At 26.6% G+C, this 11,742-nt stretch carries 14 protein-coding genes; 8 read left to right on the top strand and 6 right to left on the bottom strand.

Annotation, left to right across the window (positions count from 1 at the left end; translation table 11 throughout):
- The first annotated feature begins 245 nt into the window (after positions 1-245).
- Positions 246-551: a hypothetical protein gene (locus Q0K52_RS13330; RefSeq protein ID WP_297300226.1), complete on the top strand. Its 306-nt coding sequence runs from the start codon at positions 246-248 to the stop codon at positions 549-551.
- 32 nt (positions 552-583) lie between these two features.
- Positions 584-784, top strand: a complete 201-nt coding sequence (locus tag Q0K52_RS13325) for a hypothetical protein (RefSeq protein ID WP_297300224.1) — start codon at positions 584-586, stop codon at positions 782-784.
- Between the two features lie 42 nt (positions 785-826).
- On the opposite strand, the gene Q0K52_RS13320 is transcribed toward Q0K52_RS13325, so the two are convergent.
- From Q0K52_RS13320 to Q0K52_RS13310, 3 genes are all read right to left on the bottom strand, one after another.
- Positions 827-1,285, bottom strand: a complete 459-nt coding sequence (locus Q0K52_RS13320; RefSeq protein WP_297300222.1) for a VOC family protein — start codon at positions 1,283-1,285, stop codon at positions 827-829.
- 252 nt (positions 1,286-1,537) lie between these two features.
- The gene (locus Q0K52_RS13315; protein WP_297300220.1) at positions 1,538-2,038 is read right to left on the bottom strand and encodes a DUF2262 domain-containing protein; all 501 of its coding nucleotides are present in this window, start codon (positions 2,036-2,038) and stop codon (positions 1,538-1,540) included.
- An 85-nt stretch (positions 2,039-2,123) separates the two neighbouring features.
- Positions 2,124-2,741 carry an AAA family ATPase gene (locus Q0K52_RS13310; RefSeq protein WP_297300219.1) on the bottom strand — a complete coding sequence of 206 codons (618 nt, stop codon included), beginning with the start codon at positions 2,739-2,741 and terminating at the stop codon, positions 2,124-2,126.
- A 205-nt stretch (positions 2,742-2,946) separates the two neighbouring features.
- Between Q0K52_RS13310 and Q0K52_RS13305 the strand changes: the two genes are divergently transcribed.
- From Q0K52_RS13305 to Q0K52_RS13285, 5 genes are all read left to right on the top strand, one after another.
- A complete protein-coding gene (locus tag Q0K52_RS13305) occupies positions 2,947-3,489 on the top strand; it encodes a ferritin family protein (RefSeq protein WP_297300217.1) in 543 nt (180 codons plus the stop codon).
- A 124-nt stretch (positions 3,490-3,613) separates the two neighbouring features.
- Complete coding sequence (rny, locus tag Q0K52_RS13300) at positions 3,614-5,146, top strand: ribonuclease Y (RefSeq protein WP_297300215.1); 1,533 nt, start codon at positions 3,614-3,616, stop codon at positions 5,144-5,146.
- A 24-nt stretch (positions 5,147-5,170) separates the two neighbouring features.
- Entirely contained in the window at positions 5,171-5,986 is an 816-nt protein-coding gene (locus Q0K52_RS13295; RefSeq protein WP_297300213.1) for a TIGR00282 family metallophosphoesterase, read from the top strand.
- Between the two features lie 22 nt (positions 5,987-6,008).
- Positions 6,009-7,037 (top strand): hypothetical protein, encoded by a 1,029-nt coding sequence (locus Q0K52_RS13290; RefSeq protein ID WP_297300211.1) that lies wholly within the window; start codon positions 6,009-6,011, stop codon positions 7,035-7,037.
- Positions 7,038-7,260: 223 nt separating this feature from the next.
- Positions 7,261-7,953, top strand: a complete 693-nt coding sequence (locus Q0K52_RS13285) for a hypothetical protein (RefSeq protein ID WP_297300209.1) — start codon at positions 7,261-7,263, stop codon at positions 7,951-7,953.
- 162 nt (positions 7,954-8,115) lie between these two features.
- Here the strand turns inward: Q0K52_RS13285 and Q0K52_RS13280 are convergent, their stop codons facing one another.
- The 3 genes from Q0K52_RS13280 to Q0K52_RS13270 form a co-directional block, all read right to left on the bottom strand.
- The gene (locus Q0K52_RS13280) at positions 8,116-9,336 is read right to left on the bottom strand and encodes a DUF4384 domain-containing protein (protein WP_297300207.1); all 1,221 of its coding nucleotides are present in this window, start codon (positions 9,334-9,336) and stop codon (positions 8,116-8,118) included.
- An 8-nt stretch (positions 9,337-9,344) separates the two neighbouring features.
- A complete protein-coding gene (locus tag Q0K52_RS13275; RefSeq protein WP_297300204.1) occupies positions 9,345-10,298 on the bottom strand; it encodes a ParB/RepB/Spo0J family partition protein in 954 nt (317 codons plus the stop codon).
- Between the two features lie 163 nt (positions 10,299-10,461).
- The gene (locus Q0K52_RS13270) at positions 10,462-11,226 is read right to left on the bottom strand and encodes a ParA family protein (protein ID WP_297300200.1); all 765 of its coding nucleotides are present in this window, start codon (positions 11,224-11,226) and stop codon (positions 10,462-10,464) included.
- A gap of 245 nt (positions 11,227-11,471) precedes the next feature.
- Between Q0K52_RS13270 and Q0K52_RS13265 the strand changes: the two genes are divergently transcribed.
- Positions 11,472-11,681, top strand: coding sequence for a hypothetical protein (locus Q0K52_RS13265; RefSeq protein ID WP_297300198.1), 210 nt, complete (start codon positions 11,472-11,474; stop codon positions 11,679-11,681).
- Positions 11,682-11,742 lie beyond the last annotated feature (61 nt).

Genomic DNA, 11,742 nt, shown 5'->3' with positions numbered 1-11,742 from the left:
AATTGTTTATCTTTACTTAATTTACTTCGTTTCATACTTAAATTTTAACAAATTTAAGTTATCTAGGACAGCCCCTAAATAAATTACTTTTTAAATATAAAGATTTATTTGATAAAGCAAAAAATGCCAACTTCGATTGTAATTGCGGTTACGGTGTTGATGATTATGATTATTATAATGAAAAATTAGATGAATTAAATTTAGATTCTATAATATCTTACTTTATAGATATTGATGAATCAAAATTGTTATCAAAACTTGTTGATATATGGAAAAGCACTGTAAAAGAATGGGATAAAAATAATTTAGATAAATTAAAATATTATGAGTCACTTATAGAAGATAAAGAATCTCTATTAGAAACTACTAAAAAACTTTTTGAAATGGCTGTTCAAGAAAATGAAAGTAATTGGGATATAGTTTCTGCTTTAAATAATTATCTTAAATCTTTAATTGATGATAATAAATATGATTATGCTTGGCAGTTAATATCAAAGTATATGAACAATATAAAAATATTCGAGATGATAAATTTTATAATATTAATTTAGGCAGACATATAATAGAAAGAGCAGCAGATATAATGCTTAATATAAATAATGAGAAATTAGAAAAAGAAATATGGGCTTTCATTAGTGAGCCTTTTACAGCAGAACATCATTCTTTTTATTTGAAATTATATGAAAAAGTATTATTATGCTGTGATATTGTAAGAGATGAAAAATTAAAAAATAAAATATCACAAGAGTATCAGAAAGAACTAAAAAAATTGAAACTATACTAATTGTATAATAATAAAAAATATATTAATTTTATTGTTATAAATTTATTTTATGCAATCGTTAATAAATTCTATAGGTACGTCCATACGTTTTGCAGTTTCTTCTATATTCATGCCGCTGTCTAAAAAACGTTTGCATACTGATTTCATATTTCCACCAACTTCAATAATATGTTTATCTGGATCATAAAATCGAACCACCCTCTGTCCCCAATAATGTTCTTTTACAGAATGTACATATTCTATATTGTAATTTTTTAGTTTATTAATAAAATTATCAAAATCATCTTCTTCAAAATATATTTCAAAGTTATTTCCTCCAAAAGAAATATTATCTTTATCAATAAAATCTTTATATGTTTCTATTGTTTGTAAAACTAAATTTCCAGTTAATGTTCTATTTGCTCCGAAATCCATAATAACATTTAATTCAAGAATATTTTTATAAAATTCAACAGATTTATTTATATCAGTAACTATAATCATAGTGCTTTTTAATGTCATTTTTATACTTCCATAATTTATATTTTTTGTATTTTTAATTATTTTTTTATATAGCATATTATTTAATTATAATAAAACTATTTAATAGGGTATGAGTGAGATAAATTTATATAACTTTATAAAAAACAAAAATTTGTATTATTTGTGTTATTAGAAAATATTGATTTTTAAAATTGAAATATATTAACATAATAATTTAACATGATAACTATTATTTATCATATTAAATTATTAGTATATTTTATAAATTTATTATCCAGCTATATCGCCGTATTCTATTTGTCTGTCGCCGTCAATATAAACTATTAATGAATGATGTTTAAAATAATCAGGTTCAAATAATATATGCAATGTTGTATCCGGTCTTGTTTCATCTTCATCAAAATCTATTAGAATAGTATCTATATATATTGCATTATAGAAATCTTCTTCTTTTATAGGTATATTAATGATTTCGCCGGATTGGTTTTTATAAGTATTTTCATCAACCTGTTCACAAGTGATAATCCATTCTTCTGCTAAAGCTAAGCATTGTTTGTCAATAAGAAAGTCAACAACATTTTTTTTATGCTCATCTATCCATTTTAATATTTCATTTATTTTATCTAAATATTTCATTAACATTTCAGATTTATTTGCTTCTTCTCCGAAATCTATTAATAAAGAAATTTTTTCATCATTCCATAAATCGCATTCTGATTCATAAGAAAAATAATCATTCTCATAGAAATCTTTTATAATTTTATCTTTCATAACTTCCCTCTTTTCTCAAGTCTTATATTCATATTTAGTATGACTATTTATTAAATATAGTAATATATTATCAATTTTCAAGTTTTTATTTATTTTTTTTTATAGCATTGATAATTATATCGCATACAGCCTCACTATCGAAGTATCCGCTGTCTATAGTTAGATTATAATTAGTCATATTTCCCCAATCTCCGCCTGTGTAGTATTTGTAGTAATTAGCTCTATACTTATCAGTATTTTCTAATTGAGTTTCAGCATTTTCCATTTTTACGCCATATTCATTAGTTATTCTTTGTATTCTTTCTTTATTTGGGGCATGTATAAATACGTTAAAACATTCATAATCTTCTTTTAAAATGAAGCTTGCACATCGTCCTATTATCACACAATTTCCTTGATTGGCTATATTGATAATAACTTCTCTTTGTATTTCAAATATTTTATCAAGTGTAGAATTCCTTACTGTAGATGCAAATGGACTTGAAAAAATTTCTTTATGAAATGCACTGAAAAAAAGATTATCATTAGTGAATTTTTCTTCTTTGGATTCTAAAAATTGTTTGTTTATACCTGTTCTTTCCGCCACTACTTCTATAAGTTCTTTATCATAAAAAGATAGATTAAGTTTTTTTGCCAACATCTCTCCAATATGTCTTCCGCCGCTGCCATATTGTCTGCTTATCGTTATTATTATCTTTTTCATTCTGTTCAACCGTTTTTCTTTTAATTTTTATTTATTATATTATAAAAAAAAAATTTTATCTATCATATATTATTGTAATTTTTACTGTATTTTTTTAAAAAATAGTTTGATTTTTTTTTACTAATTGATATTATATATAGAAATTAATTTTATTTAAAAAGAATTATTTTCATAAATATATATATACATTTGGAGGAAAATAAATATGGCTGCTAAAACATTAGAAGAAGTTTTATATTCAATATTTCAAGGTGAATCTAATGCTGCAAATAGATATAGTGCATTTGGAAAAGCATCTAGCAATAAAGCAATTCAAAAAGTTTTTTCAACAACATCTTTTGCTGAAAAAATCCATGCTGAAAAAATGAGAAAATTAGCTTTGAGAAGCGGATTAGATATGACAAAATTTACACCAGAACTTAATCCAGTTGCTCCAGCTAGCGATAAAGAAAACTTAGAAGCAGGTATAAAAGGTGAAGTTTATGAATCTACTATACTTTACCCACAATTAGCTCAAGTTGCAGTAGAACAAAAGAATAAATTAGTAAGTGAAACTGTAAACTCTTTAGGTAAAGTAGAAACAGAACATGCTAAATTATTCCAAGATATTATAGATAATTTCTTAAATAAACCTGATGCAGAAGTAACTTTCTATCTTTGCCCAAGCTGTGGTAATATCTACAGAGACAAAGCTCCGGAAACTTGCGAAACTTGCGGCGGTTCTGGAAAAATGTTCCAAAAATATTAATGTAATAATCTATAAACATTACTTTATAATTATATCTACAATAATGTTGTTGACTTTATAACAAAAATATGTTAATAATGTTATTGTAGAAAATGTTTAAAAAATAATAATAACGAGGTGAAATATGACTATACCTATAATAATCATCACCTCTGTTGTAGTTGCGTTTATTTTGGGATATACAACCCGTTTTGTTATAGCTAAAATAAAGCTTAACTCTACGGAAATTATAACACATAAATTGCTTCAAAGTGCAAGGGAACAAGCGGAAAATGAAAGAAAAACTATGCTTTCTGAAGCTAATGCAGAAATACAAAAAGAGCGTAGCAGGCTAGAAAGTGAAAACAGAGATAGAAAATCAGAAATTCAAAAGCTAGAAAATAGGGTACTACAACGAGAGGCTAATCTTGATAAAAAATCTCAATACTTGGAAAATAAAGAGCATGGTATTGAGAATAAAATGAAAAAGATAAAAGAGCAGGAAGAAAAATTATCTTTTGTTATAGAGGAAGCTGAAAGGGAATTAGAAAGAATAGCTGGTCTTACAAGAGAAGAAGCTAAAGCTAGCTTGATAAAAGATATAGAAGAAGATGCCAAAAAATCTGCTACTAAAATAGTTGACAACATAGAAAAAAATGCTATAGAAACAGGCGAAAGAAAAGCCAGAGAAATAATAGTTCAAACTATACAGCGTCTTTCTAGTGAGGTTGCTCAAGAAACTTCTGTGACATCTGTGTCTTTACCTAGTGAAGAAATGAAAGGAAGAATCATAGGTAGAGAAGGTAGAAATATAAGAATGCTTGAAACCCTTACAGGAGTTGATATCATAATTGATGATACTCCAGAGGCAGTTGTTATATCTTGTTTTGACCCTGTTAGAAAACATATAGCTAAAGTTTCATTAGAAAAACTTATCTTAGACGGAAGAATACACCCTGCTAGAATCGAAGAAGTTGTTGAAAGAACTAGAAGAGAAGTTGAAGATTCTATAATGGAAGCAGGTGAGAACGCTATCGTTGATTTGAATCTTACAACTATGCATCATGAACTCATCAGACATATGGGAAGACTTCAATATAGAACAAGTTACGGGCAGAATATGCTTCTTCATAGTAAAGAAGTTGCTAATATTGCTGCAATGATAGCTGCAGAAATAGGTGCTAATGTAGATTTAGCTAAAAGAAGTGCTTTTTTGCATGATATAGGTAAAGCAATAGAAACAGAAGGTGAAGGTTCTCATGCTATGAGCGGTGCTGATTTGGCAAAAAGATGTGGAGAAAAAGAAGAAGTTGTTAATGCCATAAGAGCACATCATAATGATGTTGATACACAAACTGTTGAGGCAGTTATTGTAAAAGCAGCAGATGCTATTAGTGCAGCAAGACCTGGTGCTAGAAGAGAATCTTTTGAAAGCTATATTAAACGTTTAGATAATTTAGAGAAAATTGCTGACAGTATAGAAGGCGTTGAAAAATCATTTGCTATACAGGCAGGCCGTGAACTTAGAGTTATGGCTAAAAGTGATATGGTAGATGATATTCAAGCAAAACAAATAGCAAGAGATATCGCTAAACGTATTGAAGATGAATTGAAGTACCCTGGAATAATTAGGGTTACTGTAATTAGAGAAACTAGAGCAGTTGAGGTTGCTAGATAATAAATTAACAAAGGTAAATTAAAAATGTCTATAAAAAATATATTATGTCTTGGCGACGTTATAGGCGTTACAGGACGTTATGCTATAAGAAGGCATTTAGAAGAAATAAAATTAGAAAATGATATTGATTTTGTTATAGCCAATGGAGAAAATGCTGCTAATGGTATAGGCATTACAAGAGATACTGCAGCAGAATTATTTGACTGCGGTATAGATGTGCTTACTTCAGGCAATCATATATGGAATAATAGAGATGTCTTTGCTTTAATAGGTAATGAGCATAGACTTCTCCGTCCATATAATTATCCTAGTGATGCTCCTGGTCTTGGCTATTATATATATGAAATGTTCGATTGTAAGATTGGCGTACTCAATTTGATGGGAAGAACTTTTTTAGATCCATTAGATTGTCCTTTCAAAAAGGCTAATCTTGCAATTAAACATATCAAAGAAAGAACTAATGTTATATTCATAGATTTCCATGCAGAAGCTACTGCTGAAAAAATTGCTTTTTCATATTATCTTGAAGGACAAGTATCTTGTATATTCGGTACACATACTCATGTACAAACTGCAGATGAGAAAATATTATCTTCCTATACAGCATATATTTCTGATATAGGTATGTGCGGAAGTTATAATTCTGTTATAGGAATGAAAAAAGATGCTGCAATTGCTAGATTTGTTACTAAAATGCCTCATAGATTTGAAGTTGAAACTACTAGCCCTATGATTAATGGTATTGTTGTTCAGGTTGATAGTGTTACAGGTAAAGCAGTTTCTATAAGAAGAATAAATTATGTATATCATAATGATATAGTTGAAAGGCAGGAAAAATAATTTTCTTAAGAAGGTTGAGATTATGGAAAATGATAACTCTCCAAAGGTATTTCTTAGACACTTTTTTATTTTTTATATAAAAGTTGCTGTTATTCACACTTTAACATATATTGTTTTTGGATTATTGTTTTCTAATATGTTTGATTACAGTTCTATTTATGATGGTACTGTAATAGCAAATTTTATGAGGAGTTTTGAATCTCCTATAATTTTTGTCGGACCTTTTTTACAGCCTATAAGAGCATTATTTATAGCTATAGCTTTATTCCCAATTAGAAGAATTATAATTACTAAATTTGGCTGGTTTATAACTTGGCTTATATTTGCATGTATAGGTATTATAGCTGCCCCTTCTTCAGCACCTAGTTCTATAGAAGGTGTAGTGTATACTCAGCTTCCATTAAAATTCCATATAATAAATTTACCTGAATTGTTAATTCAAACTTTCGCTTTTTCTATTATACTTTGGGTTGTGGAATTGCTTCCTCATACTGAAAAAGAATTTTCAAATAGAATATTTTTACTTAAACTTTTATTTTCTATATTCTATACTATGATAGGTATATTATTAACTTCTATATGCGGAATAATCATAATGAATTTCTTGGAAATAGATTATTCTAAAACTAAATTAGACAGAGGTATTGTTTCTTATCTTAGTACTATTTCTATACTTACAATAATAATATCATATTCTTTTTCTGATAAAGTATACAAAAATAAATGGTGGTTATTGTTGATTGTACCTTTGATTTTATTATTGTATATAGGTTTCCCTTATGGATATAATTATGTATTTAATACAATTTATAATAATCAAATGGTGTTAATTCCTTATAGTTTATCTGCTGTATTAATGTCTATAATATATTATGTTATCTTTGTTATTCTTTATGGAAAATTAAGAACTAAAAAAAGTAAATGTACAGATTTAATTATAACAGAAGAAGAATCATCAACTGAAGATGAAGAAGAAAAAGAAGATATTAAATTGATAGAACTTAATGCTGATGATAATAACGAAGAAGATGATAAAAATTCTGTGAAATAAGTATAATAAGACATAAAATTCAAAGTGTTCACTAATTCTTCAACATTAAAGCTAAAATGTAGTATATTTTGTATTAAATGTAGTGTAATAAATATATTTTTTGAATTTTTTGTTCATTTTCAATAAATTTTATAGTATAATTAAAAACGACAATATTTACTTATGTCGATTTTAGTGTATTATATACAGTAATAAAGAAATTAATTAGATAAAATGTGAGATTATGAGTAGAGTATTTTTATATATAACAATTATATTTATTAATAGTTTATTCCTTTTTTCTAAAGAAACAATAGAAAGACCAGTTTCTGATAATCCTAATTTTAGTTCTTCAAAATTCAAAAATTGGCTTTTAGTTGCTACTTTTGATAAAAACAATATTCCTAGTTTTAAATTCATTGATAGTACAGAAGATAGATCTTGGAAACTAAATAATTCTGATACTAAAGAATATATGTACGAAGGAAAAAATTCAAAAGCTGGAATGTTTTTTATATCCAGCATGAAATATTATCAGTATAGAGGTTATAATCCTTTATATACAGAAAAAAGAAATAAAGCAAATGAAAATGCTATGAAGCGTTTTTATTTTTATAGATTTACAGGAAAAGGCGGCGGAATAATATCTTTGGATAATACATTGGTAGCAGTAGATATTTATTCAAAGTATGTTTATATATATGGTATTCCTGTAGAAGAAGACAGTGTATTTGGTGTTGATGTGCCATTAAAATGGGGGCCTTCAGATACAGTAGTTTATAAAGGTTCAGTATTGCCTTTTTATAAATATGATCCTGTTGGACATGTAAATGAAGATGGTACAGTTGTTTTATATCCTTTTTATCAGAATTCTTTTTTAGATAAAGAGAATAGATATCAGCCGCTTTTAAATAGCAAATATATTTACAGAAATTAGTCTTTTATAAGTTTTATTAACGTAAAAAGCCATTATTTATTATGAATAATGGCCTTATTTTTTATATATACTGAAAATTTTTAAGTTTTTCAACTGATAGACTTTATATAAATTTTATCTACTTTTTTACCGCATACGCTCTAAGGATTTCGTCAAAAATAATTATTTTTTTTCGTTATTTAATTGCTGTTCTATTTCCGGAATAGATTCTAAATATAGTTTTGATATTTGCCAATTATCAGTTTTTATTAGTTTTAATATGTATTTCAAATATGCAGCAAATTCAGCCACTTTATTTTTATTACATACTTTGAATCCATCACCTGTAAAATATTTTCCTGTAATCCATTCTTGTTCTTTTTTTGTGTAGAAACAATAGAAACTATCTTCTCCAAAAGGAGGCCTTATTACCATTTCAAATATAGAGTTATTTGGAGGTATTATATAGTTTTCTTTTGCTTCTATTTTGTTTTGATATTGATTGTTTGTATAATTATTAAAGTCGTTAGGATGCATTAATATTACATTTCCATCATTTTGAAAGGCAAATATATATATATATCCTTCTACATTAGATCTGAAATTTAAAGTAAAAGATTCTCCTTCTATTATTTCTCCTCTGTTGTATATTGCATTGGTCTTATTTTCTAATGTTATTCTTTCAGCCCTTAAGTTTATATTGATTCCGTTTATTGGAGGCTCAAGAGATTCTAACATTATTTTTGAGAAATAAAATTCTAGGAATCTACATATTTCATTTATAGTTGATATTCCTTCTGAAGGTTTTTTTAATTCATATTCTTTTAATGTTTCACCTGTTACTATATCTATTGCTTTAAAATTATATTTGAGATCATAAAGTTCTTCATCTTTTTTTTCTTCAGCGGCTTTATCAATATTTTCAGTTTTTTTTCCTATGCCGTATTCTATCAGATCTCCCAAATCTTTTATTTCATTTGTTAGTACTATATCATTACTAAGCATTGTGTTTGTAACATTATAATTACTTAATATTGTATTTATTTCATTTGAATTTATAGTTAAAGTGTTGGTATTATTTTGATTATTTGTATTTTTTAATACTTTTTCGCTATCCATTATAATAGCAACACGTATTTTTAAATTAGATGCTACTGTTAAACCTTGTTCTAAAGTTAATTCATTTGTAGAAAATAGTTTCTTTTTTTGTCTGTCTACTGATATAGATGTTTTCTGTTTAAGATAAGCAAATCTATTAACTGCTTTTACTAATTCTTTTCTAAATGGCTCATTAGCTCTTAAACTATGATCTAAATCAATAGTTGCTATAGGCATTCTTTCCCTTGAATAGAGATTTAAAGATATTACTACTATAATAAGTATGTATTTAATTATATTATTCAAAGTATCTCCTAATATTCAAGAGTAGGCATTGTAGAATTTTCTCTTTCATGTATTTTTTCAAGCATATCCATAATTCTTGATAAATCATCAGAACTATAATATTCTATTACTATTTTACCTTCTTTTCCATTTTTATCTAGTACATTAACTTTTGTAGAGAATATTTTTTCTAAATCATTTTCTAATTGTCTTATATTAGGGTCTTTTTTCTTTTCTTTTTTTATTGATTCATTATTATTTTCTGCTTCTTGATTATCTTGAACTGAATTATTATTTTTTCTTTCTTTTACTATCTTTTCGCATTCTCTGACAGAATATCCATTTTCAATTATTTCTTTTGCAAATTCTTCCCTTTGATTTTCATCTTCTAATGATAGTATAGCTCTTGCATGACCTTCTGTTATTTTTGATTCCAATATTAAATTTTGTATATTTTCGCTTAAATCTAATATACGCATAGAATTTGATATAGTGCTTCTGCTTTTTCCAACCCTGTTTGCTAATTCTTCTTGTTTTATATTCAAATCATATATTAATTTTTTATAACTTCTTGCTATTTCTATTGCATTTAAATCTGCTCTTTGTATATTTTCTACCAAAGTAAGCTCAAGCATTTTAGAATCATCTATATTTTGTAGTACTAATGCTGGAACCTTATCCCTGTTTAGGAATTTAAATGCTCTGAATCTTCTTTCACCGGATATTATTTGATACTGACCATCTTTTTCTCTTAAAGTTATAGGATTGATGAGCCCATTTTCTCTTATTGATTCGGCAAGACCTTGTATTTCTTCTTCATTGAATACTTTTCTAGGCTGATCTGGGTTTACATCTATAAGAGATACATCTATTTCTAATACGCCTCTTTTTTCTGCCTCTTCTGCTGAAGTTCTTATTTCATTATCAGTTGATTTTATCAATGCATTCAAACCTTGACCGCCAAGTCCGCCTTTTCTCATCATTATATAATCCTCTTTTATTTCTTTATTCTAATATATTAATTAGGTAACATAATTATATTATTTATTAGCAACTTTTTCAAATTTAAAAACTTTTATTTACTGCTATTTTTTCATTTAAACAATATTGTTTATAGAATGATATTATTTAAATTAAAAATTATAATTATTTAGATTTTTCTATAAATTCTTTAGCGAATTCCTTATAACTTCTAGCTCCAACACAATCTTTATCATAATCTCCTATAGCTTTTCCATAAGAAGGAGCTTCGCTTAAACGTACATTTCTAGGTATCATAGTTTTGTAAGTCTTTTCTTTGAAGAAATTTACAACTTCTCTTACAACATCAGAGGCTAATTTTGTTCTGGCATCATACATCGTAAGAAGTACGCCTTCTATTTTTAATTCTTTATTAAGATTTTCTTTTACAAGAGATATAGTGTTATTAAGCTCTGAAACCCCATCTAAAGCATAGAATTCGCATTGTATAGGTATAAGTACAGAATCAGCAGCAGTTAGGGCATTAAGAGTCAATATACCCAAAGTAGGCGGGCAGTCTATAAATATATATTCATATTCGCTTTTTATAGTTTCTATGGCTTTTTTTAGTTTGTATTCTCTTGCTATTTCATTAACCAATTCTATTTGAGCACCAACCAAATCTGAATTTGATGGTATTAAATATAAATTTTCCTGATAAGTAGGCATTATAGCTTCATTTGCAGCAGCCTGACCTATTAATATATCATAAACGCTTTTTTTCATCGTATCTCTTGTTACACCAACACCTAAACAAGCGTTAGCCTGAGGGTCAATATCTATTAAAAGAGTTTTGTGTCCCATTGATGCTATTACAGCACTTAAATTTATCGCTGTAGTTGTTTTTCCAACTCCGCCTTTTTGATTAACTATAGCTATAACTTTAGACATAAATATATCCTTAAAACTAAAAAAATCTCATTAAATTAGATTGATTATATCAAAATTAGGCATTTTATCAAGTTTTATATATAGTTTTTGGTGTTTTTGTGTATAAAATATTTACATTATATATGTTTGATTTTATGTTAAAATTACAATTTGATTAGATTCTATATTTTTTTTACACTATTGACAAAAAAAATATAATATATATTATAGGGGGGTATCGTATTATTATGGTATAGGAGGTTTATATGATTAATAAAAAAAGGATTTTAAAAATTGTATCGTTAATGGGATTAGTTTCATTAATATCTTTATTCTCTGTTAGCTGTTCTTCTTTGTTTGATTCAGCATCAAAATTTAAACCTTATGATTTAAGAGGTTCTTGGAGAAACATAGATAATTATAATGAAAAATTTACTATTTCTTATGATGGTATATTAACTTTGGGGCTGTCCTAGATAACTAAAAAAGCTCCTTTTGTGCTAAATTATATATAATTTCTAATTGTTTTTCAACTTT

Origin of the sequence: uncultured Brachyspira sp. (genome assembly GCF_944390845.1) — a bacterium.
Classification (GTDB): Bacteria; Spirochaetota; Brachyspiria; order Brachyspirales; family Brachyspiraceae; genus Brachyspira; species Brachyspira pulli.
This window is presented reverse-complemented; position numbering and strand designations above follow the sequence as displayed.

Excerpts from the sequence above, each read along its gene's own strand:
- Q0K52_RS13270 (WP_297300200.1), bottom strand. The coding sequence starts at position 11,226 with ATGTCTAAAGTTATAGCTATAGTTAATCAAAAAGGCGGAGTTGGAAAA.
- rny (WP_297300215.1), top strand. The coding sequence starts at position 3,614 with ATGACTATACCTATAATAATCATCACCTCTGTTGTAGTTGCGTTTATT.
- Q0K52_RS13315 (WP_297300220.1), bottom strand. The coding sequence starts at position 2,038 with ATGAAAGATAAAATTATAAAAGATTTCTATGAGAATGATTATTTTTCT.
- Q0K52_RS13295 (WP_297300213.1), top strand. The coding sequence starts at position 5,171 with ATGTCTATAAAAAATATATTATGTCTTGGCGACGTTATAGGCGTTACA.
- Q0K52_RS13275 (WP_297300204.1), bottom strand. The coding sequence starts at position 10,298 with ATGATGAGAAAAGGCGGACTTGGCGGTCAAGGTTTGAATGCATTGATA.
- Q0K52_RS13310 (WP_297300219.1), bottom strand. The coding sequence starts at position 2,741 with ATGAAAAAGATAATAATAACGATAAGCAGACAATATGGCAGCGGCGGA.
- Q0K52_RS13305 (WP_297300217.1), top strand. The coding sequence starts at position 2,947 with ATGGCTGCTAAAACATTAGAAGAAGTTTTATATTCAATATTTCAAGGT.
- Q0K52_RS13285 (WP_297300209.1), top strand. The coding sequence starts at position 7,261 with ATGAGTAGAGTATTTTTATATATAACAATTATATTTATTAATAGTTTA.
- Q0K52_RS13325 (WP_297300224.1), top strand. The coding sequence starts at position 584 with ATGCTTAATATAAATAATGAGAAATTAGAAAAAGAAATATGGGCTTTC.
- Q0K52_RS13320 (WP_297300222.1), bottom strand. The coding sequence starts at position 1,285 with ATGACATTAAAAAGCACTATGATTATAGTTACTGATATAAATAAATCT.
- Q0K52_RS13265 (WP_297300198.1), top strand. The coding sequence starts at position 11,472 with ATGATTAATAAAAAAAGGATTTTAAAAATTGTATCGTTAATGGGATTA.
- Q0K52_RS13290 (WP_297300211.1), top strand. The coding sequence starts at position 6,009 with ATGGAAAATGATAACTCTCCAAAGGTATTTCTTAGACACTTTTTTATT.